The sequence below is a fragment of the Actinomyces ruminis genome, from assembly GCF_002154335.2.
Lineage (GTDB): Bacteria > Actinomycetota > Actinomycetes > Actinomycetales > Actinomycetaceae > Actinomyces > Actinomyces ruminis.
In genome coordinates this window covers 53468-79223 of record NZ_MTPX02000031.1, presented here as the reverse complement: position 1 = coordinate 79223, position 25756 = coordinate 53468, and the positions used below count along the sequence as shown (strand labels likewise).

Annotated in this window: 24 protein-coding genes and 2 pseudogenes; 4 read left to right on the top strand and 22 right to left on the bottom strand. The window is 67.4% G+C overall.

The genetic code is table 11. The features are described from left to right. Positions 1-105 precede the first annotated feature (105 nt). The 5 genes from BW737_RS04945 to BW737_RS04930 form a co-directional block, all read right to left on the bottom strand. Positions 106-477 (bottom strand): sterol carrier family protein, encoded by a 372-nt coding sequence (locus BW737_RS04945; RefSeq protein ID WP_180272063.1) that lies wholly within the window; start codon positions 475-477, stop codon positions 106-108. Continuing rightward, positions 474-2333 carry a bifunctional metallophosphatase/5'-nucleotidase gene (locus tag BW737_RS04940; RefSeq protein ID WP_180272062.1) on the bottom strand — a complete coding sequence of 620 codons (1860 nt, stop codon included), beginning with the start codon at positions 2331-2333 and terminating at the stop codon, positions 474-476. The genes BW737_RS04945 and BW737_RS04940 overlap by 4 nt, the downstream gene beginning before the upstream one ends. Next, on the bottom strand, positions 2246-2899 hold the full coding sequence (locus tag BW737_RS16070) for a hypothetical protein (protein WP_180272061.1): 654 nt from the start codon (positions 2897-2899) through the stop codon (positions 2246-2248). The genes BW737_RS04940 and BW737_RS16070 overlap by 88 nt, the downstream gene beginning before the upstream one ends. Positions 2900-3228: 329 nt before the next feature. Then, positions 3229-4566, bottom strand: a complete 1338-nt coding sequence (gene gdhA / locus BW737_RS04935) for an NADP-specific glutamate dehydrogenase (protein ID WP_086614926.1) — start codon at positions 4564-4566, stop codon at positions 3229-3231. 186 nt (positions 4567-4752) lie between these two features. Further along, positions 4753-5190: a cupin domain-containing protein gene (locus BW737_RS04930; RefSeq protein WP_086614927.1), complete on the bottom strand. Its 438-nt coding sequence runs from the start codon at positions 5188-5190 to the stop codon at positions 4753-4755. Between the two features lie 206 nt (positions 5191-5396). On the opposite strand from BW737_RS04930, the gene BW737_RS15580 reads away from it, so the two are divergent. Together BW737_RS15580 and BW737_RS04920 are read left to right on the top strand one after the other, a co-directional pair. Next, complete coding sequence (locus BW737_RS15580) at positions 5397-5948, top strand: hypothetical protein (protein WP_143233278.1); 552 nt, start codon at positions 5397-5399, stop codon at positions 5946-5948. Between the two features lie 58 nt (positions 5949-6006). Beyond that, positions 6007-6747 carry a uridine kinase family protein gene (locus tag BW737_RS04920; RefSeq protein WP_086614929.1) on the top strand — a complete coding sequence of 247 codons (741 nt, stop codon included), beginning with the start codon at positions 6007-6009 and terminating at the stop codon, positions 6745-6747. A gap of 253 nt (positions 6748-7000) precedes the next feature. Here the strand turns inward: BW737_RS04920 and purL are convergent. The 4 genes and pseudogenes from purL to BW737_RS16065 form a co-directional block, all read right to left on the bottom strand. Next, positions 7001-9381: pseudogene (purL, locus tag BW737_RS04915) on the bottom strand (phosphoribosylformylglycinamidine synthase subunit PurL). 318 nt (positions 9382-9699) lie between these two features. Next, positions 9700-10401, bottom strand: coding sequence for a hypothetical protein (locus BW737_RS04910; RefSeq protein WP_086614930.1), 702 nt, complete (start codon positions 10399-10401; stop codon positions 9700-9702). 122 nt (positions 10402-10523) lie between these two features. Next, on the bottom strand, positions 10524-10823 hold the full coding sequence (locus tag BW737_RS04905) for an NINE protein (RefSeq protein ID WP_086614931.1): 300 nt from the start codon (positions 10821-10823) through the stop codon (positions 10524-10526). Between the two features lie 45 nt (positions 10824-10868). Then, positions 10869-11027, bottom strand: coding sequence for a hypothetical protein (locus BW737_RS16065; protein WP_180272060.1), 159 nt, complete (start codon positions 11025-11027; stop codon positions 10869-10871). 211 nt (positions 11028-11238) lie between these two features. Here BW737_RS16065 and BW737_RS04900 point away from each other — a divergent pair. After that, positions 11239-12655 (top strand): annotated as a pseudogene (locus BW737_RS04900) (glycosyltransferase). 981 nt (positions 12656-13636) lie between these two features. Here the strand turns inward: BW737_RS04900 and BW737_RS04895 are convergent. Continuing rightward, entirely contained in the window at positions 13637-14815 is a 1179-nt protein-coding gene (locus BW737_RS04895) for an ROK family protein (protein WP_180272059.1), read from the bottom strand. A 193-nt stretch (positions 14816-15008) separates the two neighbouring features. Here BW737_RS04895 and BW737_RS04890 point away from each other — a divergent pair, with 193 nt between their 5' ends. Further along, the gene (locus BW737_RS04890; protein ID WP_180272058.1) at positions 15009-15839 is read left to right on the top strand and encodes a LacI family DNA-binding transcriptional regulator; all 831 of its coding nucleotides are present in this window, start codon (positions 15009-15011) and stop codon (positions 15837-15839) included. 38 nt (positions 15840-15877) lie between these two features. Here BW737_RS04890 and BW737_RS04885 read toward each other — a convergent pair whose 3' ends face one another. From BW737_RS04885 to purS, 12 genes are all read right to left on the bottom strand, one after another. Continuing rightward, positions 15878-18310: a glycoside hydrolase family 2 protein gene (locus BW737_RS04885; RefSeq protein ID WP_218961783.1), complete on the bottom strand. Its 2433-nt coding sequence runs from the start codon at positions 18308-18310 to the stop codon at positions 15878-15880. Positions 18311-18330: 20 nt separating this feature from the next. Beyond that, complete coding sequence (locus tag BW737_RS16060; protein ID WP_086614934.1) at positions 18331-18597, bottom strand: SGNH/GDSL hydrolase family protein; 267 nt, start codon at positions 18595-18597, stop codon at positions 18331-18333. Further along, the gene (locus tag BW737_RS16055) at positions 18552-18980 is read right to left on the bottom strand and encodes an SGNH/GDSL hydrolase family protein (protein WP_086614935.1); all 429 of its coding nucleotides are present in this window, start codon (positions 18978-18980) and stop codon (positions 18552-18554) included. Before BW737_RS16055 ends, BW737_RS16060 begins: the two co-directional genes overlap by 46 nt. Further along, the gene (locus tag BW737_RS17765) at positions 18977-19387 is read right to left on the bottom strand and encodes an ATP-binding cassette domain-containing protein (RefSeq protein ID WP_420835704.1); all 411 of its coding nucleotides are present in this window, start codon (positions 19385-19387) and stop codon (positions 18977-18979) included. The genes BW737_RS16055 and BW737_RS17765 overlap by 4 nt, the downstream gene beginning before the upstream one ends. Further along, the gene (locus tag BW737_RS16680; protein WP_143233276.1) at positions 19318-19800 is read right to left on the bottom strand and encodes an ATP-binding cassette domain-containing protein; all 483 of its coding nucleotides are present in this window, start codon (positions 19798-19800) and stop codon (positions 19318-19320) included. The genes BW737_RS17765 and BW737_RS16680 overlap by 70 nt, the downstream gene beginning before the upstream one ends. Next, positions 19797-20141: an AAA family ATPase gene (locus BW737_RS16675; RefSeq protein ID WP_218961782.1), complete on the bottom strand. Its 345-nt coding sequence runs from the start codon at positions 20139-20141 to the stop codon at positions 19797-19799. Before BW737_RS16675 ends, BW737_RS16680 begins: the two co-directional genes overlap by 4 nt. Further along, entirely contained in the window at positions 20111-20692 is a 582-nt protein-coding gene (locus BW737_RS16670) for an ATP-binding cassette domain-containing protein (protein ID WP_218961781.1), read from the bottom strand. The genes BW737_RS16675 and BW737_RS16670 overlap by 31 nt, the downstream gene beginning before the upstream one ends. Then, positions 20689-21648 (bottom strand): ABC transporter permease, encoded by a 960-nt coding sequence (locus tag BW737_RS04860; RefSeq protein WP_086614936.1) that lies wholly within the window; start codon positions 21646-21648, stop codon positions 20689-20691. The genes BW737_RS16670 and BW737_RS04860 overlap by 4 nt, the downstream gene beginning before the upstream one ends. Before the next feature lie 95 nt (positions 21649-21743). Next, positions 21744-22541 carry an ABC transporter permease gene (locus BW737_RS04855; protein ID WP_218961780.1) on the bottom strand — a complete coding sequence of 266 codons (798 nt, stop codon included), beginning with the start codon at positions 22539-22541 and terminating at the stop codon, positions 21744-21746. A gap of 193 nt (positions 22542-22734) precedes the next feature. Beyond that, on the bottom strand, positions 22735-24441 hold the full coding sequence (locus BW737_RS04850) for an ABC transporter substrate-binding protein (protein WP_086614937.1): 1707 nt from the start codon (positions 24439-24441) through the stop codon (positions 22735-22737). A 177-nt stretch (positions 24442-24618) separates the two neighbouring features. Continuing rightward, on the bottom strand, positions 24619-25314 hold the full coding sequence (gene purQ, locus BW737_RS04845; RefSeq protein ID WP_086614938.1) for a phosphoribosylformylglycinamidine synthase subunit PurQ: 696 nt from the start codon (positions 25312-25314) through the stop codon (positions 24619-24621). Then, a complete protein-coding gene (gene purS, locus BW737_RS04840; RefSeq protein WP_086614939.1) occupies positions 25315-25599 on the bottom strand; it encodes a phosphoribosylformylglycinamidine synthase subunit PurS in 285 nt (94 codons plus the stop codon). Between the last annotated feature and the right edge of the window lie 157 nt (positions 25600-25756).

The following is a 25756-nucleotide window of genomic DNA, read 5'->3' as shown; positions in this document are numbered from 1 at the left end:
CCTACCTCCACCCCGAAGTCCGTTCGGGCATTAGTGTATGCCCGAACGGACTTCCTTGTGAAGGGGTCAGCCGAAATTGATGAAGTTACCTGTCCGACCGGGCATTCAGGGGCGCAGCAGCGGCAAGTAGGCGGACAGGTCGCAGCGCTCGCCGGAGGCGTGCAGCACCCCGGAGTCCAGCGCCTCCCGCCACCCCAGGCGACCGGTGGCCAGGGCCAGCCAGGTAGCGGCGTCGGTCTCCACCACGCTGGGCGGGGTACCGCGACGGTGTACGGTGCCGGAGACCGCCTGAGTGACCCCAAAGGGCGGCACCCGCACCTCCACGGCGCGACCAGGAGCACAGGCCGCCAGCTCCTCCAGGGTGTACCGCACGGCGGTGGCCGTATCGGCACGCTGTGGCCGGGCGGCGGCGTCGGCGGCGGCCGCCCAGCGGCGCACGGCGCGGGCGCCCGCGGCAGGATCGATACGTCGTCTCACATCTCCGACGGTACGGCATGGCGCCGCACGCGCAGGCCCCGGCGGATCACGCGGTAGCAGGCCAGTCCCGCGGCAGAGACCACGACCACCGACATCATGCTGAAGGAGCCCAGGAAGTCCGGCACCTCGAAGCCGGCCAACGGGTCGTCGTCGGGGGCGATGATCACCTGCTCGGACGCCTCCGGGACGCCGGCGTCGGCACGGCCGGTGACCGCGGCGACCGGAACCAGGGCCTGCAGGTCGATGCTGCGGGTGGAGCCGTCGTGGGCCACCAGAGTGAAGGAGACCACGGCGCAGGCAGCAGCGGCGCTGACGCCGGCGCTGCCGCGGCTGTCGGCCGGGCAGGTGGTGGTCGCCACGTCGGCGGGCAGGACAACCTTCAGCGTGCTGGCGCCCGTCTCCGGCAGCTCCGGGGTGATGGTGGTATCGATGGCGGCGCTGGTCAGGTGCTGAGTGCCGCCGTCGGCCAGGGCCACCGTGGCCGTGACCTCCGCCACGGCTCCCGCGGCGGCCTGCTCCGAGGCGGCGGTGAAGCTCAGCCCGGTAAAGCGGACCGTTGCGCTGCCACCGGCGGTATCGACGTCCATATCCACGCCGATCTGCCGCTTGGCCAGGTCTGCGGAGGTAGCGCCACCGGCCTGGAGGTACTCGGCGGTGACGGTGCGGTCGAGCACACCGGTGCTGGAGACATCACCCTCGCGCAGAGCGGTGAAGCCATCACCACCCGACAGCATGAAGGAGTTGGAGGCCACCACCACCTCGGCGTCGTCGTCGAGCTCGACACCATCGATGTAGACCGAGCGGATGATGCGGTTACGCGCGGCATCGATGGCGCTCTCGAGATCGGCGGCGGTCTGCGCGCCGGTGGAGATCCGGCTCCAGTACTCCTCCAACTCATCGGCGGCGTCCTGGTCGAGATAGACCTGCACGTTGGCGGAGACACCCAGCATGAGCACCGGCCGGGAGGTGTCGGGCTGCCACTGCTGGGCAAGCACGGCCTTGAGCTGGGCGCCGCTGTAGGTCGCGTAGCCCATCTCATTGCCGAAGGGCTGGACGGTATAGGCCTCTCCCTCGGTCAGGTCGCCGAGCAGGTAGTCGGCACGCACGCCGCCGGGATTCATCAGCCCCACATAGTGATCGCCTTCGGGCCGAACGTCGGTGGTCAACCAGGAGCGGTAGGAGTCGGCGATCAGGTTCGCGGCGGTTGACTCGGTGGAGCGATTGGCGCCGGGATCGGAGCCGTTGTTGGTGCCGCGGTAGAAGCCGGTGTCCAAGTTGGTGAGCACGCGGGCCCCGGCGGCACGGGATTCACGGGCGGCCTGGTCGACGATGGCCTGGACGCCGTAGGCATCGGTGGTGCAGTCCGAGGCAGCCAGATCGATGTTGGCGGCCTGCACCACGCCCACGGCGCCGGTGGCGGGGTCGAAGGACAGGGTGATGTTGCCCAGCAGTTTCCCGTACTGGCCGGACTGCACCACGGCGATGCGGTTGCCGTCCTTACCGGTGACGGTGGCGGCATGAGCGTCGTGGGTGTGCCCACCGAAGACGGCGTTGACGGAGCCGTTGAACTGAGTGGCGTAGACCGCGGCGTCCTCGTGAGCCAGAACGACGACTATGTCAGCCTCCCCGTTGTCCGGATCGCCGTCCTTCAGGGCGGCGGCGCGGACATTGGCGGTGCGAATGAAGTCATCGACTTCGACTCCCTGGAGCGCAGATTCGGCCACCAGGCTGGGCAGGGAATCGGTGACCAGGCCAATGAAGCCGACGGTTACGCCGTCGATCTGCGTTGTCCACACGCCGTTGCCGTCGCCCTCAGCGCGCAGGGCGTCATTTCCGGTGACATTGGCGGCAAGCACGGGGGCGTCGAAGGCACCCAGCAGGCGGGCGGAGAGGTCGGTGGCGCCACGGTCGAACTCGTGGTTGCCGGCGGCGGTGACGTCCAGACCGATGGCGTTAAGGATGTCGATGGTGGCTGATCGTCCAGCACCGATGAGATGTAGGCCGAGCCGCCCACGTTGTCGCCGGTGGAGACCAGCAGGGTGCCCGGCGTGGCAGCCCGGGCGGCGGCGACCTCGCAGGCCAGGGCGACGGCGCCGGGCTCGGAGACCAGCTCCGCGCCCTCGCTGCTGGTAGACACCCGCTCGATATGACCGCCAAAGTCGCTGATGCCCAGCAGGTTGATCGTGACCGTCGCGTCGTCGACACCGGCCGGAGCAGCGACGGCGGCTGCGCGCTCATCGTCGGCAATTACGCTGGGGCTCGCGCTCAGCATGCCACCTATAGGGGCGGCCACCACCACCGGGCCGCCGATGACGGAGCCGGTGATACCCGCGGCCGGTGCAGCCGCTGCGGCGGGCTCGAGGGCAGCAAGGCTGAGGGCCGTCAGGGAGACGACCAGACGGGCCAGGTGTCGCGATCTCATGGTGGTCCTCGTGGTGATCATCAGTAGGTCGAACGATTGACATCACCATAAGTGTCAGGACACCTATGGGCCAGAGCACACACCAATTAGTAATCATGACGATTTGGTGATGCTAGGCAGGCCTTCACCTATGAACCCCGATCATCACCGCCGCGGCCCCTGGTTTCCGGCTCCATACTGCGCATATGTGACGATGGCGCCCAGCCGCTTGGGAAGCGACTGGGCGCCGTCGTAGGGCGGTAGGCCACAGGAGGCGTGACCTCGGGGTAACCGCGGATCGGCCGGATGGCTAGGCCGATTGGCCAACCTCCGCCTAGCGGATTACTGGATCAGACGATCCCGTGGGCGATCATGACGTCGGCCACCTGGGTGAAGCCCGCGGCGTTGGCACCCAGGACGTAGTCGCCGGGGCGGCCGTAGGTCTCGGCGGCCTCGACGCAGGACTCGTGGATGTCGGCCATGATGGCGGTCAGCTTGGCCTCCGCGGTGGCGAAGTCCCAGCGGGTGCGGCCGGCGTTCTGCTCCATCTCCAGGGCAGAGGTGGCCACGCCACCGGCGTTGGAGGCCTTGCCGGGGGCGTAGAGGATACCGGCGGCCTGGAAGGCCTCGATGGCCTCCGGGGTGCTGGGCATGTTGGCACCCTCGGCGACGACGGCGCAGCCGTTGCGCAGCAGGGTGGCGGCGTTGTCGGCGTCGAGCTCGTTCTGAGTGGCGCAGGGCAGGGCGACGTCGACCGGGACGTCCCAGGGACGGCCCTCGGTGACCAGGCGGGCGCCGGGGCGGCGGGAGACGTAGTCGGCGACGCGGCCGCGCTCGACCTCCTTGACCTGCTTGAGCAACTCGAGGTCCACCCCGGCCTCATCCACGACGTAGCCGGAGGAGTCGGAGAAGGTGATGGGCTTGGCGCCGAGCTGCTGGGCCTTCTCGATGGCGTAGATGGCGACGTTTCCGGCACCGGAGACGGCGACCTTCTTACCCTCCAGGGAATCGCCCTTGGTGGCCAGCATGGACTGGGCGAACAGGACCGTGCCGTAGCCGGTGGCCTCGGTGCGGACCAGGGAGCCGCCCCAGTCCAGGCCCTTGCCGGTCAGCACGCCGGCGTCGTAGCTGTTGCGCAGACGCTTGTACTGGCCGAAGAGGTAGCCGATCTCACGGCCACCCACGCCGATGTCACCGGCGGGGACGTCGGTGTTGGGGCCGATGTGGCGGGACAGCTCGGTCATGAAGGACTGGCAGAAGCGCATGACCTCGGCGTCGGACTTGCCGTGCGGGTCGAAGTCGGAGCCGCCCTTGCCGCCGCCAATGCCCTGGCCGGTCAGCGCGTTCTTGAAGATCTGCTCGAAGCCGAGGAACTTGATGATGCCGGCGTTGACGCTCGGGTGGAAGCGCAGACCGCCCTTGTAGGGGCCCAGCGCCGAGTTGAACTCGATGCGGAAGCCACGGTTGACGTGGACCTCGCCGGCGTCGTCAACCCAAGGCACCCGGAACATGATCTGCCGCTCGGGCTCCACGATGCGCTCCAGGAGCGCATTCTCGGCGTAGTGGGGGTGCTTGGCGATCACCGGGTCGAGCGACTCCAGCACCTCGCGGACGGCCTGGTGGAACTCGGCCTCCCCGCGGTTGCGAGCTACTACCTGCTCATAAACCTTCTCAACGACGTCCTGCATGGGGAACTCCTTCACCTGTCGGTATCGCGACTGCGATTGCTGCGCAGGAGCACGTCGTTGAGCAGGGCGGGCGTCCCGCGCTGTGCTAAACACTCCCACCCCGCCGGTAACTGAGACGAAACATCTCATGTTTCGGCCGTATGTTGGACGCGGGGCGAGCGCGGCGACCGCAAGGACGGGCGCCGCTTACAGCGCGGCGTAGGCGACGTCGTCGACGGGCTCCAACCACTCATTGGAGGTGTTCTCCCCGGGAACCGCGAGCGCGATGTGGGAGAACCAGGAGTCGGCCTTGGCACCGTGCCAGTGCTTGACGCCGGCGCGGGCGAACACGACCGACCCGGGTTCGAGGGAGACGGGCTCCCGGCCCTCCTCCTGGTACCAGCCGGAGCCGGCGGTGCAGATGAGCACCTGGCCGCCGCCGGAGGTGGCGTGGTGAATGTGCCAGTTGTTGCGGCAGCCGGGTGAGAAGGTGACGTTGTGGACGCCGACTGCGCACTGCTGATCGTCGACGAGGTTGTTCAGGAAGCTGTCGCCGATGAAGTACTGGGCGAAGGCGGTGTTCGGCTCGCCCTTGCCGAAGATGTTCTCGGCAGCGAAGACGGATTCGTCGGTGGTGGTGGTCATGATGGTTCCTCTCCTACGGCCGGGGCGGGTTGCGCAACCTCAGGTAGGACCGCTGTCCGGCCACAGCCAGGCTCCGAGCGGGCTCCCCACCCGCCACCCGCCAGAACGCCGGGGTCGGTAGAACTCACGTGCCGAGGGGCGGTCCGACCGCAGCCGGTCCCGGGTGTTCCGCCCCCTCCACCATCACCGAATGGCATGATCCAGGCATGAGCGCCACTGACTCTTCGGGGCCTGTCCCTTCCGACCCCAAGCTCTCCTCACCCAGCCGAGGCCGCACCAACAGCAAGCGGTGGGGATCGCCGCCGGTTGATCCGATCCTCCTACAAGCACCAACCCAGCTTCCGCGACGTCGACGGACCGAGTGGTGGACGGTCGCCGCATGGTCTCTCGCGCTGCTGTTGCAGATCCTCCTACGCTTTGACAAGGACTTCTCCTACGGTTCCGATGTTATGAGTCAAATGACGGAGGCGTACTCGAACTCGACCATTCTTCTGTGCGTTCTCGGCCTCGTCTCCTGCCTCGTCCTCCTGGGTACAGAGTCACTGCACTCCGCCATACTGGGGGCTGTCTTGGCCGCCATCACACTCACCGCCTCACTGGCCTCCTGGACGGTGCTGTACGGGCTTCGGGCGATCGACTACGTCTGGTGGACGCGGGGATGGGTTCTCAACATCGCGCTCGGCGTCGTCCTCTTCCGCACCATCCGCGACCTGGCCACCAACATCAATGACAGCATCGGCCACCACTATGCGGTGTAATCATGCCCGCGTCGCTGCCCCCTCCGCACCGTAGCTGTCAACCTTTATGGTTGCCCTCATGCCCAGTTCCTCCGATCGATCCGACGCCGCAGCCGCGTCGGCTTCGGTGACTCCGCGCACCGTTCCCGCACCCGACCTACGCCTACCACCGGAGGAGCCGGCCGTCCGCTCGTGGAGCGTCACCACGCTGCCCGATCTGCTCCGACACGTGCACGCCCTCGCGGGTGAACCGACGGGACGCCCCGCCGTCGTCGCCGTCGACGGGCGCTCGGGCAGCGGGAAGACCACCCTCACCCGCCGACTGGCCGCGCTCGAGCCCGGCGCACAAATGCTGCATATCGATGACCTGGATTGGAACGAGCCGCTCTACCAGTGGGACCACCTGCTCGTCGAGGTACTGACCCGGCTGCGGGCCGACGGCGCCCTGGAGTTCAGCCCGCCCGCCTGGCTCCGGCACGGCCGCGCAGGGGCCATCACCATCGCCACCGACGCACCACTGGTACTGGTGGAGGGCACTGGGGCCGGGATGCGAGCAGTCGCCGGCCTGATCGATGCCCACCTGTGGGTGCAGACCGACTACGCCGTCGCCGAGGAGCGCGGCATCGGCCGGGACATCGCCGACGGCACCAATGGCGACGCCGAAGAGTCGGTGCGGTTCTGGCACGACTGGCAGGCGGCCGAGCGGCCCTTCTTCGCCGCCGACCGTCCCTGGGAGCGAGCCGACGCCGTCGTGTGCGGTCAAGCCCTGCCCGGAGTCGGCCCGGACGAGGTCGCCTGGACCACCCGACCGTGGACCTGAACCAGGGGAACACCGGCCCCGCCGCTGACCTGCGCATCTACTACGCCACTTCGCCGTTAACAACGCCAGTTAACGTTCCGGTGAAGGGTTCTCAGGTATACAGCAGACCGCTAAGTGGCGTAGCAAACCGCTATGTGGCGTTCCAAACGTGCCCCGGACCAGGAAACACGTCCTGTCACTCAGCCGCGCGGGCGGCGCACGCGGCACCTGCCCCGCACGAGCTCAGGCGCCTTCCGGACCAGTTCGGCCGGCCTCAGTCGAACAGCTCCGGCAGCGTTGCGTCCACGCCCGCGCGCAGCTCGGCCAGGTCCAGCACCAGCGGGCGGCCGGAGCCGCCGTCGGCCAGCAGGTCGGTGCCGGTGACGGCGAGCATGTCCCCGCCGGTGGTGCCCAGGCGCCCCCATGCCACCCCCTCGGCCTCGGCCGCCGCGGCCACCGCCGGCAAGGCGCCCTCGGGCACCGCCACCAGGCACGCGCGCCGGACTCGGACAGCAGGGCGGTGAAGTCGTCGACGTCGCCGGGCAAGGCCGCCAGGTCGATCGCCGCCCCGACGCCGAAGCGCAGGCAGGCGTCGACCAGGCTCTGCACGAGCCCGCCGGTGGACAGGTCGTGGGCCGCGCGCACGAGCCGCGAGCCATCGGGCAGGTCCACCTCGCTCAGCGCGACCAGCACGCGCCCGAGGGCGGCCTCCGCCTCCAGGTCCACGTGCGGGGGCAGGCCGCCCAGGTGGTCGTGCACCACGCGCGTCCAGGCAGAGCCATCCAACTCGTCCCGGGTCTCGCCCAGGGCGATGATGGCCAGGCCCTCCTCCTGCCAGCCCGAGGGGTTGGCGCGGCGGACGTCGTCCATGACGCCGAGCACGCCCACCACCGGGGTGGGGTTGATGGAGGAGTCGGGCATGCCCTTGACCTTGCCGTGGGAGTTGTACAGGGAGACGTTCCCGCCGGTGACGGGCACGCCCAGCTCGCGGCAGGCGTCGGCCAGGCCGGTGATCGCCTCCACCAGCTGCCACATGGCGTCGGGGTCCTCCGGGGAGCCGAAGTTGAGGCAGTCGGTGACGGCCAGCGGCCGGGCGCCCACGGTGCACACGTTGCGGTAGGACTCGGCCAGCGCCTGGGCGGCGCCGGTGGCCGGATCGAGCTTGGTGAAGCGGCCGTTGGCGTCGGTGGCGATGGCGACCCCGCGGCCGGTTGCCTCATCCACGCGAATCACGCCGGCGTCGTCGGGCTGGGCCAGGGCGGTGGCGCCGCGCACGAAGCGGTCGTACTGGTCGGTGACCCAGGCGGCAGAGGCCTGGTTGGGGCTGGTGACGACGGCGCGCACCTGCTGTGTCAGCTCTTCCACGCTCTCCGGCCGGGGCAGGGCGTCGGAGGTGTCGGCGTTCAGCGCGTCCTGCCAGGCGGGGCGGGCGTAGGGGCGGTCATAGGTGGGGCCCTCGTGAGCGACGGTACGCGGGTCGACGTCGACGATCCGCTCCCCGAAGTGATCAATGGTCAGCCGCCCGGAGTCATTGACCTCGCCGATAACGCTGGCCTCGACGTCCCACTTGTCGATGACCGCCATGAACTCCTCGAGCTTGTCCGGGGCGACGACGGCCATCATGCGCTCCTGGGACTCGCTCATGAGGATCTCGCCGGCCGTGAGGGTGGGATCGCGCAGCAGCACATTCTCCAGGTCCACGTGCATGCCGCCGTCGCCGTTGGAGGCCAGCTCGCTGGTGGCGCAGGAGATCCCGGCGGCGCCGAGGTCCTGAATGCCGAGCACCAGGTCCGCCGCGAACAGGTCCAGGCAGCACTCGATCAGCACCTTCTCCATGAAGGGGTCACCCACCTGCACGCTGGGCCGCTTGGCGGGCATGCCGTCCTCGAAGGACTCCGAGGCGAGGATGGAGGCGCCGCCGATGCCGTCGCCGCCGGTGCGGGCGCCGAACAGGACCACCTGGTTGCCCGCGCCGGAGGCATTGGCCAGGTGGATGTCCTCGTGGCGCAGCACGCCCACGCACAGGGCGTTGACCAGCGGGTTCTCCTGGTAAGAGGAGTCGAACTCGGTCTCGCCGCCGATGTTGGGCAGGCCCAGGCAGTTGCCGTAGCCGCCCACGCCGGCTACCACGCCGTGCACCACCCGGGCGGTGTCAGGGTGGTCGACGGCGCCGAAGCGCAGCTGGTCCATGACGGCCACGGGGCGGGCGCCCATGGAGATGATGTCGCGCACGATGCCGCCGACGCCGGTGGCGGCGCCCTGGTAGGGCTCGACGAAGCTCGGGTGGTTGTGGGACTCGACCTTGTAGGTGACCGCCCAGCCGTCGCCGATGTCGACGACGCCGGCGTTCTCCCCCATGCCCACCAACAGGTGCTCGCGCATCTCGGGGGTGGTCTTTTCCCCGAACTGGCGCAGGTGCAGCTTGGAGGACTTGTAGGAGCAGTGCTCGGACCACATCACCGAGTACATGGCCAGCTCGGCGGCGGTGGGACGGCGACCGAGGATGGTCTTGATGGAGTCGTATTCCTCGTCCTTGAGACCGAGTTCGCGGTAGGGCATCGCCTGGTCGGGCGTGGCCGCGGCGTCGGCGACGGTGTCGGGGTGTTCGGCGGGGCGGGCGGGTTCGGTCACGGCGTTGGGCTCGACGGCGGACATGGCTGCTCCTGGGTGGGCGGTGGAACCGGTTAGAGGTTACCCGGCGGGGCGGCCTCGCACCTATTTCGCGGCGTAGCAAGGTTGAGCGGCAGTTGCACGAACCCGACGGCCGACGCCCATGCCCTCAACCAGGGGCACCCATCCGCCCCGAGCCTCGGTTTGGACCGCTCGCGTCGGTTGGACCCCTTGCGTCGGTTTGGACCCCTTGCGTCGGTTTGGACCGCCCACGCGGCACACAACAGCGGTCCAAACAGGGGATAACGGTCCAAATGGACTTTCGGGGTCCAAACCGGGGATAGCGGTCCAAACAGATTACTTCTACGGCCGAGCCGGCCAATAGTTGCCCATCGAGTCGAAGTGCAGAGCGTGCAGGCGCTCGGGCGCGAGCACAACGGGCCTGCCCGCGATGCCTTTGGTGAGCTCACCGAGCGCGGCGCGCAGTGCGCCGGGCACCAACGGCGTCGGCGCCGCCGGCCGGTAGTAGGCGCCAGTGATGTGGGGTGTGAACGGCCCGGAGGGAACGATCTCATCGAACAGGGCCCGAGCCAGAAGCAGCTTGCGATGCTCGGCCTCATCCACGGCTCTGAGGCCGACGACGACGCTCGTGTTCACCAGGTTGAAGACCGCCGTGCAGGTCGTGTGGATGGGCCCGATTGCGCGCGCCCGCGCAACCAGCTCCACGGCCGTCGCCGCACCGGCCTCCACCAGCGGCCACACCTGTGCCCGATCCGAGCCGGCGTGAAGATCGTGGAGCGTCACGTGCGCCATTTCCACCGGCAGTGGCAGCGCCAGCGACTCGCCGAAACGGGTGTGGAGGTCATGCATGATCGCTCCGACGAGTTCACAGCCCTGATCGTCGAGGAAGTAGGCGATCGTGTCCCCGTAGAAGGGCCGCAGCGCGCCGGTTCGCGGGGCCGCCTTCTCCTCCAGTTCCGGAGGCAGCCCAAACACCGGCTCGTCGGGGACAGAGTCGGCCTGGAAGGCCCTGACCCGCTGATCGAACTCCTGCAGCGTCTCCACAACCGACTCCTTCAGCGCGAAATGAGCGACCGGCCCAGATCGCCGCGCCGCTGAAACCCGGCGCGCGACCATATCTACCGACCTCGGCGGGGATTGCCCTCAGGAGGTGCTGCGGAGCACCTTCACTGGAGGCTGCCGTCGTTGGAGGCCAGGATCATGATGAACTCCACGAAGGCCCAGATCTGGTTGCCGACCGCGGGAACCATACCCAACGACATGAGCGTGACAGCAATAGCGGCGGGGCCCTCGCCCATATAACCGTAGTCGTTAGTATTTGCCCGGATGACCATGCCGCCGGCCACGATGAGCGCGAACGCCGAACCGACCAAGCACAGGTGGATGACTCCCTGACGAGTTTGGCCGCGATAGAAGTCATGGACGCCAATTCTGCCGAGGAAAAAGGCCAGCAGCGCCGCGGCCACCTTCGACTTGGGCTGCGCACAACTGGCCTGCTCGTAGGGTGCACCTTAAGGCGCAGCACCGTAAGCCCCCTGCTGCTGGCCGTAGCCGGCGCCCGCGGCCTGGCCGTTCCCGCTGTTGGGGTACTGAGGAACGGCGTTGGGGGGCGCCCAGTATCCGGCCGACTGCGGCTGACCGGGGTCGGAGGAACTGGGGCTCTGGCTCATAGGTGCTTACCTTCGATATGGCGTGAGGATCGCGGCAGACTGCGCAGCAAGCTCATGACCTCGCCGCATACTTGTTACACGACAGCCTCCCCCCGCCGACGCTGCGCGGCACAAGGCCGAGCGAGCGACTGGGCCCGACACAACAGGGAGAACCGCACGGCACGCCGTCGAAAGTGCTGCGCATCACACAGCTTTGGGGCAGTATCGGGACATGAGAACCATCGACGTCGCCCCGCTCCCCCTGTCGGACCTCGAAAGCCACCTGGATGAGGTTGCCACCCGGCGCCTGCGCGACGGCGTCGCCGCCGCCCGCAACCTCCTGGAGGGACGCACCGTCTGGACCATCACACCCACGTCGGCGGCGGCGTCGGGGCCGGCGGAGATCGTCGCCCCCCTGGTCGGCTATGCGCTGGACATCGGTATCGACGCCCGCTGGCTGGTACTGGACGCACCGCGCGAGTTCAACACGATCGCGGCCCGCCTACACGCCGGCATTCACGGAGACCGCGGCGACGGCGGCAAGCTTGCGGACAAGCAGCGCGACATCTACGAGCACGTGATCGCCTCCAACGCGGAGAACATCGTCGATGACATTCGCGACGGCGATGTGGTCATCCTGCACGATCCGCCCACGGCCGGCCTGGCCAAGGCACTGAAGGCGGCCGGCGCCACCGTGATCTGGCGCTGCCACCTGGGCGCTCAGGACACCGGCGACGCCGGCCAGCGCGCCTGGGCCTTCCTGGACCGATACCTGGAGGAGGTGGACCTCGTCGTGGTCTCGCGCCCCAACTACCGGCCGCCCTTCGTGGAGCCGGAGCGGTGTGCGGTGATCGCCCCCTCCATTAACCCCGACTCACCCAAGAACCGGTACTGGACCTGGACGAGGCCTGGTCGGTGGCACGGCTGGCGGGCGTGTTCGACGGCGAGCCGCCCTTCGACGCGGTGGCCTTCGTGCACGAGGACGGGCGGCCCGACGCGATTCGCGAGCTGCCCACACTCGCCGGCGCGGGCCTGCCGGTGCCACGAGGCGTACGCGTGATCGCGCAGGTGTCCCGTTGGGATCGTCTGAAGGGCGGCAAGGAGCTGGTCGACGCCTTCGCGGACAACGTGGCGACACTGCCGGACGACGCACACCTGCTGCTGCTGGGGCCGGACCCGGATCCCGAGCGTGACGCCGAGTCCGCGGCGGTGCTGGGCGAGGTGCTGGACCGCTGGGACCTGCTGCCGGAATCGGTGGCTTCGCGCGTACACATCGCCGCCGTGCCCATGCACGACCGGGATGTCAACGCCATGGTGGTCAACGCCGTTCAGCGGGTCGCCGACGTGGTCACCCAGCGCTCCCTGGTGGAGGCATTCGGGCTGCCGGTAGCGGAGGCCATGTGGAAGAAGGCGCCCGTGGTCGCCTCTGCGGTCGGCGGCATTCAGGACCAGATTGAGGACGGCGTCGACGGCGTGCTGGTGGACCCAACCGACGGCGCCGCGTGGGCGCAGGCCGTAGCGACGTACTGCGCTTCCCTGAGCGGGCGCACGATATGGGGCTGGCAGCGCACGAGTCGGTGCGCCGGGAGTTCCTGCCCGACCGGCACCTGCTGGAATTGGTAGACGCCATCGCCGGCGCCATGGAGTGAGCAGAACCACACCGGCGGCGGTGCTGTTCGCGACGCGACGGCGCCGCCGCCGACGTCTGCCCGTACCCCGCCCCGCCGATGGTTATCCACAGATTTAACCCACAGGTTTGTGCACAGGTCTGGCGATGGGGGAAATGCCGCCGCTTGCCCTGTGGGCGCCCGACGGGCCATCCGCCTCGAGGGCCTGCAGCCCGGGACCGAGCCGGGAGCAGACCCCGCCGAGGCGCCAGTACCACCGCCACCGCCGACCGGTCAAATCGTTGCAATTATGCGGTTATGTGATGTCACCCCGGGGTATCGATCGACGCCAATCCGCGTGCTCATGCGTCTGGCCCCGTGCGCTGCGGGCCGCTCCCGCGGCTGCCCACGGCCTGCCAGCCGTCGCCCGGTCGCCGCCATTCCCGACCAGCGCTTCTCAACACTTTCCACAGGCAATGTGGATGCGATCGAGCATTTGTCGTTTCGTTCTCCGCTGGGTCGGCCGGCGAGCACGACCGCACCCCGCTCGGCAAGTCGGGCCACTTAGGGACTCTTCCGATTTGAGGTTGTAGAGGCGGGGGTTGGGGCGGTGTCTGGGGTGTTTGGCTGTTTGCGGTTCGACCGGCTAACCCATGTCTGCTTGGACCGCCGGGCTGCACTTGGACCGCCCCAGACGCATTCCCAGACGGTCCAACCGCAGATTCGCGGTCCAACTGGAGGAACGCGGTCCAAGTAGGGGGCCGGGAAAGGTGCGGGCGCCGGGCCCGGCTGGCCTCACAGCGGCCTGTTCGCCTACGGCCCGCCGTCGACGCTCGTTCCCGTGCGTGGCGGCCCAAAGTCTCCAGGATCGGCACAAACGCCTCCGACGTCGCCGACAGTCATGAGCAGAACGTTGGAATCATGCGGTTTCCAAATCGGCCCCAGTGGTCGCCGACGGCCTTTGTGCCGGATTTGGACATTCCGGCGTCCGGGCGGCAACATCCCGGGCGGCAACCCGGCCGTCTAACAGGACCGGATGGCGGCATCCAAAACCATGGCCGCGGCTCCCAACGCCGCAGCGGTGCCGCAGTTCTGCGACAGCCTCACCGACACTGGCGGCGACGCCTGCGCCCCGTAACGCAGTTTGAGCTCGCGCTCAATGGCGCGCAGGTAAACCGCACCCGCACCGGCAGCGCTCGGCCCGGTAAGAATGACGGCCGCATTGTCCAGCACATTCACAACCGACCGTATTGCCACAGCCAGGGCGCTGGCAGACTCATCAAGCAGACGCCGCGCGGACTCGTTCCCCAAGTGCGCGACCCGGGCGACTGCCGCAAAGTCCGCCTCGATCGACCCACGCGAACCAACCTGCTCGCCCAATCCTGCGGGCCCAGCAATGCCGGGGTTCGTCAACGCCCGGGACACCACCGCCTGCGGCCCGGCCATTGCCTCCACGCAGCCACGTGCCCCACAGGCGCATACCGGACCGTTCAGGTCCACGCAAACATGTCCGAGCTCGCCAGCATTGGCAGTGGCTCCCCGCTGCAGTCGGCCGCCAACCAGCAATCCTCCGCCAATGCCTGCGCCCAGATACACCACAAGTGCGTCATCCGCACGGCCACTCGGGGAAACCCACCACTCGCCGAGCGCTGCCGCAGTGGCATCGTTTTCCATGAGTACGGGCATGCCGGTCGACCGCTCCAATGCCACACGCAGTTCGTCTCGGTCGGTCACGGAGGCGACCCCAGGCAGCTCGCGGTCGGCGGGTCCCGCCAGCACCACGCCGGTGCCGACCAACTTGGCGGTGTCGATTCCGGTGCCGGTAACGATCTCCGCTATGGCTTCCTGCACGCTCGCCCACAGGCCGTCCTCCCCCGTTTCGATGGACAGCTCCCTCCGGGTGCGCCCGATGACGGCGCCCAACAGGTCGGTCAGCACCAACACCATGTCGGTGCGCGTCAGGTGCACACCGACCGCATATCTCGCGTCCGGCGCCACCCGTACAAAGGTTCGTGGCTTCCCGCCGGTGGACGGCGCTCTACCGGTCTCTTCAAGCAGTCCCTCGTCCAGCAGGCGGCGCGTAATGGTTGAGATCGACGCGCCAGTCAGCCCGGTTCGCTTGACCAGTTCCGCCCGTGAGGTGCGGTCCAGAGCACGCACGAGGTCGAACACCAGCGCCTTGGTATCGGTGCCTCGCACCATCCGTTTCCTCCTTCTTGATCCCGTTACCCCGGACAATTGCGGCAGAGCACATCCCCCGTTCCGGCCTAGGATATTGTGCGCTCCGCTTGACATTGGAGCGGCTTCCCAGACATCGCTGATCTCGGCTCAGCTAACGATTGGTCCAGACTGAAAGGCCAGCATGACTACCGGCTCGGTTATTCATCGTTGGGGCATGGTTCTCGCCCGCCCGCGGGGGCTGCTGACCGCTGAGCCTTTCTGGTCGGAGAACGCCGACGGCATCGAAGAGGCTCTGCGCGGCACCTCCGTGCTGTTCTTCCTGCATCAGGTTCCAGGCCTGGACGAGGAGTTGGCGGTCTACCGCCGCTGGGCCGCCGAGGGCTTCGTCCGCGGGGTCATTCTCGTCAACCCGCTGGTAGACGATCCGCGCCCCGCACTCCTGGAGGAGCTGGACCTAGCTGCACTTCACGCAGGCGTGGAGCAGGCGATGCCCGAAACCGCCTCGATTGTCTCCGACAACGCCGACTCAACCCGTGGGGTGATGGAGCGGCTGCATGAGCTCGGTCACGAGCGCGTCGCCCGCGTAAGCGGCCCCAAACATCTGGCCCACACCCTGATCCGGGACACGGTGTCCCGCCGCGTGGCGCAGGAACTCGGCGTGGAGCTGCGCATCGTCCCGGGTGATTACAGCGAGGCCTCCGGCCAGCGGGCTACCGAGGAGCTGTTGAAACGCCCCGCGGCCGCACGACCGACGGCGATCATCTACGACAACGACACCATGGCCCTGGCCGGGCTGGCCACCGCCTCCGCCCTGGGCGTCGTCGTGCCCGACGACGTCAGCCTCGTCGCCTGGGACGACTCCTCCTCCTGCCAGCTCGCCTCACCCCCAATCACCGCGATCGCGCAGGATGTGCATGCATTTGGCCAGACCATCGCCGAATGCGTGCTGCGCATTGAGTCCGGGCAGACCTCCTTCCAAGTTCCCGAACCCGCTCACCACTGGCTGCGACGCGCATCCGTGGCTCGGGTGACGCCGCAGCCGTGATGGGGAGCTGCCCGCAAACGGCGCAATGGCGGGCGTGATCAGCTCGCCAGATGGTTGGCGCTGCGCAGCACCGGCCAGGTGGTCAGTATCTGCGGGTCTGTTGCCTCACCGTCGGTCAGGACGGTGAATGACGCCTTCTCGCCGGGCAGCAGGGTGGTGAGCATGTCGTCGACGACGGCGCCGGGGAGCTCGGCATCGGCGATTACCGCCACATCCCGCAGCAGCACCCGCGCGGTTACGTCGACCCGGTAGCCGCCCGCAACCCGCGCCACGTTCACGTCCGCGTCGAACCCAGGCAGGCCGGCCTCGCGGTCGGTAGATACAAACCAGACGGCGCGGCGAGCGTCATCGGCCTCGGCGATGAGGAAGCCATCCGGATCCTCCGGCAGGATCAGCTCAACCGCAGCGGCAGCGCGGGGCCCGACTTCAATTCGGCGTTCCTCCCACGCTACCTCCAGCCCGTGGCGCGTGCCGCGCCCGATCCTGACCCGTGCAGTCCAGGGCTGAGGTAGGTCGTTGACCGCCGCCAACCGAACTCGACCGCCGCCGGTAGGCTCCAGACACAGCATGCGGTCCTGCTGGGCGTGGCGCAGCGCGTACCAGGCGGGCTTGCGCACGCCGGCGGAGTCGACCACCGCCCAGGATATGACCGGCCAGCAGTCATTGAGCTGCCAAATGAGCGAACCCGCACAGTGGGGCTGGAGCGAGCGGAAGTGGCGTACACCGAAATCGAAGGCCCGCGCCTGATTGAGCTGAGTGGCCCAGTGCCAGTGGCGGAAGTCGGCGGGCTCGGAGAAGTGGGCATCCAGTCCGCGGCGCAGTTTGGCAAAACCCTCCTCGGCCTTCTGGTGCACCGCCAGTTGCGCACCGCCAACTCTCAGCGGCTCATCGTGTACCGCGGCCGTGAGGGTGGAGTACGCCATAGGCCCGCCGTAGCCGAACTCGGAGGCAAAGCGTGGCGCCTGATCCGCGTAGTGCAGGTAATCGAGCTCGTTCCACACATCCCACACGTGCGTGTCGCCGTCCGTGCGATTGTTCGCCTCGGCCTCGGGATCCGGGCTGAACGGACTGGAGGGGATATAGGGAGTAGTCGGGTCCAGCTCGGCGACGATCGCGGGGAGAATCTCCCGGTAGTAGCCCCGGCCCCAGGCACGGCCCTGCAGGCGCTCTCTCCAGCCCCAGTCCTGGAATGCCGTCTCATTCTCGTTGCTGCCGCACCAAAGTGCCAGGCACGCACGTCCACTCAGCCGGGCCACCGCCTGGCGGGCCTCCGGGATGATGCTGTCTTTCAACCACGCGTCCTCGCTGTAGGCGGCGCAGGCGAACATGAAGTCCTGCCACACCAGTAGCCCGAACTCGTCGGCGGCGTCATAGAAGTCCTCGGACTCGTAGATGCCGCCGCCCCACACGCGCACGGTGTTGCAGTTCGCTTCCACTGCGTCCACTAGGGCGCGCCGGTAACGGTCCCGGGTAATGCGAGTGGGGAAGACGTCGTCGGGAATCCAGTTGACTCCCTTGACGAGCACCAGCTCCCCATTGACCTTGAGCCGCAGCGGTGTCCCGATCTCATCGGGGGTTAGGTCCACCTCCATGCGCCTAAAGCCGATCCTCCGGGACCAGACCGGCGCCTCGTCCAGGCTCAACACCGAGTCGTACAGGGGCTGATCGCCATAGCCGCGGGGCCACCACACGTCGGGGTCAATCACGCGCGCCTGCAGCACAACCTCACTGATGCCCGGGGTGTCGGCCATCGCTGCCACGGTGGCTCCCGCGACGTTGTAAGCCAGGGACGCGGGCGGCGCCTCCGGATCCCGTTCGACTTCGGCGACCAGCCGAGCCACACCCGTATTCCCTTCCAGGTCCACCCCCAGGCGCACGTCGCGCACCCGGGTCCCGCGCCACCGCTCCAGGCGCACCGGGCGCCAGATGCCGGCGGTAATTGTCACCGGCCCCCAGTCCCAGCCGAAGGAACACGCGCTCTTACGGACCATGGGGAACGGATGGGCGTTGACGAACGGGTATTCGCCGTAGATGCGCTCACGCTCCTCGGCAACACTGAGCGCGGAGGTGAAGTCAACCACCAGCCGGTTCTCGCCGCTCAGCAGCAGGTGGCCGACGTCGAACCGGTAGCGCCGGAATTGATTGTCCGTGCGACCCAGCTCGGTGTCATTGAGGGTGATCGTGGCGATCGTGTCCAGGCCCTCGAACACCAACTCCACGTGCTCGCCGGTTGCGGCCGGTGGGGTGTTGAAGCACAGTTCATAGCGCCAGTCGCAGCGCCACATCCACGCCAACCGCTCCTCGTTGTCGCCGTTCAGCGGATCGGGGATGAGGCCGGAGTCCAAGAGGTCGGTGTGTACGCAGCCGGGGACGGTTGCCGGCACCGTCTCGGGGATCCGGATCTCCTCCGGTACGGCTCCCGCCAGATGGCTCAATCGCCAGCCGGAGTTCAGAGTGGTCGTGATAATCATGGATGGTCTTTCCTGAGTGGTCAGTGAGCGGATGATTCCGGTGCGCCGCGGCCGACGGTCTGCCAGGCCTGCCACCAGGCGTCGGCAATGGCGCGGTGACCGGCGGGCGTGGGGTGGACGCCGTCGGCGGCGACGGCTGCATCGCCGATTCGGGCCGCGAGCGCCGTCATCGGTTCTTGCAGCGGCACGTATACGGCGTCTAGTTCCTGAGCAATCTGCGCGATCGCCTGCACCCGCGGGTTCAGGTCCGCATGCCAGTTGCGGTCCTCCTCGGCATAGGGCAGCACGAACGGGGATACCAGGACCAGCGGCGTGCCAGCGGTGGCGAATGGACCAGCAACTCCCGCAGCCGTTGTGCGAAAGCAGGAACGGGTGAAACGACGCCTTCGTCGTAGTGTCGCCAGGTGTCGTTGATGCCGATGTAGACGCTGAGCACATCCGGGGCCAGAGCAACGACGTCCCGCTGCCAGCGCTCCGCCAGATCCGCCAGACGGTCCCCGCCAATGCCGGTGTTCAGGACCGTCTGCCCAGCCAGGTGTTCCTCGGCCAGGAGCCTTACGTAGTTGCATCCCAGATCGTGAGGGTCACGTTTGTCGGTACGCCCCCACTCGGTGATCGAGTCGCCGGTGAACAGCCACCGCCGTGGGGGCACGCTGGTGGAGCTCGTCACTGGTGCGCCTCCCGTTGACGACGCAGCTGTGCCAGGCGCCGTTCTGGGTCGGGGGCGGCGGCCAGCAGCCGCTTGGTGTACTCGTGGTTCGGGTGGAGGATCACTGTGTCTGCCGGCCCGCGTTCTACGACGTCACCGTGGTAGAGCACCATGATCTCGTCGGAGAAGTGGCGGGCAGTGGCCAGGTCGTGAGTGATGTACAGGACGCCGAGGTCATTGTCCTGCTGCAGTTCGGCCAGCAAGTTGAGCACCCCCAGCCGGATCGATACGTCCAGCATGGACACCGGCTCATCGGCGATGAGAATGCCCGGGTCGGGGGCCAGGGCGCGGGCGATGGCTACGCGTTGACGTTGCCCGCCGGATAGCTCGTGCGGCTTGCGATCGGCGTAGTCGTCGGCCGGATCCAGTCGTACACGGCGCAGCAGCTCCAGTACCGCTCGCGCACCGCGGCCTTGCCCAGTCGAGGATTGTGGAGCCGGACCGGACGCGCCAAATGGTGGCCGATCGTGTGGTAGGGGTTCAGCGAGGCGAAGGGGTCCTGGAAGACCATCTGCACCGTGCTGCGATACTGCGCCAGTCCTTCGCCACGGCGGCTGACGGGCTCGCCGTCAAGTAGGATCTCACCGCTGGTGGGAGACTCGAGCTGCAGCAGAAGCTTGGCAATGGTGGACTTGCCGGAGCCCGACTGTCCGACCAGGGCGATGGTCTTCCCCGGCACCAGCCGGAAGGAGACGTCATCCACCGCGCGCAGGGTAGAGGTGTGCAACCCGTTGCGGAGGGTGTACTCCTTAATGAGGTTCCGCGCTTCAAGGACGGTCATGACTGCTCCTTAACGTGGGGACGGCTGGTGCGGACGAAACCGCCACGCTCGCCGGTCAGCGATGGGAAGGAGCTGAGCAGCTGCTTGGTGTACTCCTCCTTGGGGTGGGTGTACAGCTCAATGGCGTCGTCGAGCTCGATAACCACCCCGTCGCGCATGACGGCAATGCGGTCGGAGATCTCCAACAGCAGCGGCAGATCGTGCGTGATGAAAATGACCGCGAATCCGAGTTCCTCACGCAGCCGCGAGATCTCCTGCAGAATCTCCCGTTGGACGACGACGTCGAGCGCGGTGGTCGGTTCGTCCATGATCAGGATCTGCGGCTCAAGGGCGAGCGCCATGCGATCATGACGCGCTGCCTCATGCCGCCGGACAACTCATGCGGGTAGGCATCCAGGCGGTTGCGGTCCACGCCCACGCTCTCGAGCAGCTCGCCGCTGCGCTCCAGCCGCTGCTGCTTGCTCATCTCCGGACGGTGGGTAGTCAGTACGTCGCCCAGCTGGGTCTTGACCTTGAGTACCGGGTTCAGGGAGTTCATCGCCCCCTGGAAGACCATGGCGATCTTGTCCCAGCGCACGGCCCGCAGGTCGGCGCCCGTCAGGGCCGTCAGGTCGATGTCATAGCCCTCACGGGAGTGGAATACCGCGGAGCCGCTGACGCGGCGGGCGGGATCCTTGAGCAACTGGACCACGCCGTAGGCGAGCGTTGACTTTCCGCACCCGGACTCCCCCGCCAATCCGAGGATCTCACCGCGGTGGAGAGTAAGGGACACGTCTCTGACGGCGTGCACAGGTGGGTCGACGTCGTAATCGATCGACATGTGCTCAATGTCGAGGACGGCGAGACGGGCGGAGGAGCGGACGGCGCCGTCGGTTGTGGTTTGGGGGCTCATGCGGCGACCTTCTGGGGGGTGCGGTTGCGGGCAGACTCGGCGCGGCGCCGGGTACGACGACGTTTCTTCGCGTCCGTGGCCGCCCGCAGCTTGGGGTTGATGGTCTCGTCGATCGAGAAATTGATCATCGATAACGCCGCGCCGAAGAGTGCGAGCATGAGGCCCGGCGGCACGAACCACCACCAAGCGCCCAGCCTCAGCGCCAACCCGTTCTGGGCGTAGAACAACATCGTGCCCCAGGTGAAGGAGCCCGAGGCGCCCAGTCCGAGGAACGACAGCCCAGCCTCCCCCAGGATGCCGGCGATGACTGCGCCGACCACCTGGGAGGCCAGCAGTGGGATCAGGTTGGGCAGGATCTCCACGGTCAGGATCCGCCAGGTCTTCTCCCCGCTCACGCGGGATGCCAGCACGTAGTCGCGATTACGGACCGACAGCGTGACGCCGCGCAGCACTCGCGCGGAACCCGCCCAGCTTGTCAGCGAGAGAATGAAAGCCACTAGCCAGATGCTCTTCTTGGGCACATAGCTGGAGATGATGATGACCAGCGGGAGACCGGGGATCACCAGCATGATGTTGGTGAACAGGGAGAACAGGTCATCCACGATGCCACCGGTGAAGGCTCCGACCACGCCGAAAAACGCAGACAGCAGCAGCGTGAGGCTCCCGACGATCAGTCCGATCAGCAGCGACCCGCGAGTAGCGTAGGCAAGTTGAGCGAGCACATCCTGCCCGGTCTGGGTGGTACCCAACGGAAACTCGCCGGAGGGTGCCGTCATGCCGAGGTTGCGCACGGTCGAGGGGTTGCCGACTACGAGCGGTCCGACGAGTCCGAACAGGACGGTGAGCACGACGATCGTGGTGCCGACGATCAGCTTGGGCGTAACCCGCACGTGGAATCGGCTGGCGCCTCTGCGGGCAGGCTTGCCGACGGACGCGGAAGCGGTTTGCGTGGACATGTTGAGCCTCCTTCAGCCGCGAGCGCGAGTGCGCGGGTCAATGACGCCGTACAGCAAGTCGACGATCAGGTTGGCGCCCAGCACGGACAGGGTGATCACCAAGAAGATCCCCTGCATGAGGCGTAGTCGTTGTTGTTCACGGCCTGGTACAGGGCGGTGCCGACGCCGGGGTAGGAGAAGACCTGCTCGGTGACCAGTGAACCGGAGACCACGAACCCCAATGAGATCGCAAAGCCCGAAATGGAGGGCAATATGGCATTGCGGGCCGCATACCAGGTGCGGATGCGGCGAGGGCGCAGCCCCTTGGCCTCCGCGGTGAGGATGTAATCCTCACTCATGGTGGACACCATCATGTTGCGCATGCCCAGCGTCCAGCCGCCGACGGAGGAGATCACGATGGTAATCGCCGGGAGTATTCCGTAGTAAATGACCGACTTGATGAACGGCCAGTTGAGTCCGACCACGGTGCCGTAGACGTCGTAGCCACCATGGATCGGGAAGATTCGCCAAGTGGAGGAGAACAGGAACAGCAGGATCAGTGCCAGCCAGAAGTAGGGCACGGACTGCAGCATGGTCAGCCCGGGAATGATGTTGTCCAGGAAGTGGCCACGCTTCCATCCGGCAGCCGTGCCCATCACGATGCCGAGCAGGAAGGAGATGATGGTTGCCAATCCCACGAGGCCGATCGTCCAGGGGAGTGTCTGGCCGATTACCTGCCCGACCGGAGTCGGGAAGTAGGCCACCGATACACCGAGGTCGCCGCGCAGCAGCTGGCCCAGGTATTGCACGTACTGGTCCCACATGCTGGCGCCGGCGTCGGCGCCCAGCAGGGCTTCGATCGCCTGACGCGTGGCGGGGCTGACCTGACCGTGTGTGGCCAGGCGGGAGACCATGATGTCAACAGGGTTTCCCGGCAGTAGCCGGGGCAGGAGGAAGTTGAGGGTTACAGCGGCCCACAGAGCGATGGCGTAAAACCCGATCTTTCGTAAGAGAAAACGCAACCTGGTGTCCTTAGGGTTCCGAATGGACAGTACCTACCAACGGCGACGGCGGACTCACCCGTGGCGGGTCCGCCGTCGTCGTGGTTCAGGAGGCGGACTCCAGGCGCTGCAGGATGATGCCGGAGGACCAGCTGCCCCAGGACGCGGGCAGCGCGTACAGGTCGTCCTCGGTGGGCCAGCCCGTGTATCGGGAGGTGTTGAACTCGGTGAGCATGGAGTTGACGTAGATCGGGATATAGGGCAGGTCCTCGGCGATCTGTTCCTGGATGATCCCGTACTGCTCCTTCTTGTCCTCGGGGTCGTCGGTCTGCCCCGCGGCACGGATGGCGGCGTCGACCTTCTCATTCACGTAGCGGCTGTAGTTGCCGCCGGTGGCGGACTCCCCCACCTCCTCGGTGTTGTCGGAGTGCAGCATGCGGTTGTAGGTGAAGTAGGGGTCGGTGGAGGCGCCCAGGTTGAGCGAGTCCAGGGAGAGCTGGAAGTCACCCGTGACCTCCTTCTGGTTCCACTCGTTCCAGGACACCTGGGAGGTGGTCAGCTCGATACCAACCTCGGCGAGTTGCTGCACCAGGGTGTCGTTGATGGAGATGAAGTCCGACCAACCGGTCACAGTCTGGATGGTCAGCGCCAAGCGCTCGCCATCCTTGACGCGGACCCCGTCGGATCCCTCGGTCCAGCCCGCGTCTTCGAGGATCTGCTTGGCCTTCGCAACGTCCGCGCTCTGCGGCACGACTAGGTTGTTCTGGTCGACGATCCAGTCGTCGTCGCGCCCGGGGACCAGGTATGAGGGCGATGCCTCGCCAGCGAGTCCGCCGCCGGCCAGCTGGTTGAGTTGGCTGCGGTCCATCGCGTAGTAGATCGCCTGCCGCACCGCCTTGTCGGTCTGCGGGCCGGTGGAGCCGAGGTCGGGGTTGCAGGACGCGTATATGCAGCTGGTCAGTGTCGGGGTGTTTACGTAGGTGAGGTCCGGGTTGGAGGCGATGATGTCGTCGATGCTCGGCAGGAAGGCGCTCATCCAGTCGACCTCACCGGCGACCAGGGAGGCGGAGGCCGAGTCGGCGTTTTCCAGGGAGATGTAGCGAATCTCTTCGACCTGCGGCTTGCCGTTCCAGTAGTTCTCGTTGGCGACCAGGGAGTAGGACTGGGAGGAGACACTGTCCAGCATGAAGGGACCCGTACCCACGGGTTCCTCATTGGTGTAGGTGTCGGGTTCGGCGACGTCCTTCCACAGGTGCTCGGGGAGGATCGCCTGGTTTCCCAGGGTGTCCGCCTCTGAGGTGAAAGACGTCTGCTGGAAGGTGAGCACCACGGTGGTGTCGTCGGGTGCCTCCGCCGTGGCTGCCAGCCCGGATGTGTTCAGTGCTGGTGTCTTCTGGATGAGGTTGAAGGTGAAGGCCACGTCGTTGGCGGTGAAGGGCTCACCGTCGGACCAGGTGACACCCTCGCGGGTCTTAACCGTCAGGACCGTGCCGTCGTCGTTCCAGCTGTACTCCGTGCCCAGCATCGGCTGAGGGTCCTCGCCGGTGACGAGGTTGTAGAAGAACAGGGGCTCGTAGATGACGCCGCGCGTGGGCTGGAGCGCCGTCGGGCTCTGGGGGTTGAAGTTGGCGGTGACGGTACCCGTCGCCCCATTGAAGATGGTGAGGGTGCCGCCGCCGGAGGCACCCGCCCCTCCGCTGGACGAGCTTGATCCCGAACCTCCTCCGCAGGCGGCGAGGGTGCCGACGGCGGCGGCCGCTGCCGTCGAGGCCAGGAAGGAACGGCGGGTGATGGGGACATTGCGCAGCTGCATTGCGTGCCTACTTTCCGTATTCGCCAACGTTGCGCGGACCTCTCGACGCGGCCGGGAAGGGTGTCGCCGCTGGAGCGGTCATGGTCTCTAACGACCACCACAACTTAACTCACTTACTTAACTAAGTGCAATGGGACCATCATCCCAATCGCGATGACAGGGTTCAGCGCCGCGACCTCAGGCGCCGACGAGCGCGCTGATGGCGGACTGGAACAGGCGCAGCCCGTCCACGCCCTGACGCGCCCCGGCCGGAGAGTCCGGACCGAAGCCGGGCTCGACGGCGTGCTCGGGGTGCGGCATCAGGCCGACGACGTTGCCACGCTGGTTGCGCACGCCGGCGATGTCGCGCGCGGAACCATTGGGGTTGCCCAGGTAGCGGAAGACAACAAGCCCCTCGCCCTCAAGGCGGTCCAGCTCGTCGGGGGACGCGATGAAGTTGCCCTCGCCGTTCTTGAGCGGGACCACGATTTCCTCCCCCTCCTCGAACAAGTTGGTCCAGGCGGTGGTGGTGGACTCCACCCGCAGGCGCTGCTCGCGACAGATGAACTTCTGGTGGTCGTTGCGGATGAGCGCGCCGGGCAGCAGGTGGGCCTCGGTGAGGATCTGGAAGCCGTTGCAGATGCCGAGCACCGGCATGCCTCGACCGGCGGCCGCAATGACCTCGTCCATCACGGGGGCGAAGCGGGCGATGGCGCCGCAGCGCAGGTAGTCGCCGTAGGAGAAGCCGCCGGGTACGACGACGGCGTCCACACCGTGCAGATCCGCGTCCTTATGCCATAGGGAGACCGGTTCGGCGCCGGCGAGCCGGACGGCGCGGGCGGCGTCGACGTCGTCGAGCGTGCCGGGGAAGGTGATGACGCCGATGCGGGTCACTCAGGCCTCCTCGGAGTTCGACGAGGCGTCCCCGTCGGCCGGGTCGGCGGTGACGGAGACGACGTCCTCGATGATCGGGTTCGACAGAAGCTTATCCGCGGCCTCGGCGGCGGCCGCCAGGTGGGTGTCGGTGACGGGTCCGTCAACCGTGAGCTCGAAGCGGCGCCCCTGGCGCACCGCCGTGAACTGGTCAAATCCTAGGCGGGGAAGGTTACCCATAACGGCCTTGCCCTGCGGGTCAAGGATCTCGGGCTTGGGCATGACCTCGACGACGATGCGTCCCATCGGTCCTCCTGGATGCGGTCGGGCGGGAGCGGGTCCGCGCCCAGCCTACCGGCCCGTCCCTCCTCCCGAAACCGGCACCAGTAACACACCCAAACCGGCACTAATGACGCATCGAAGCCGGCAGAAGTAACCGCGGCTTGTGCATTTGCGGGTGTGG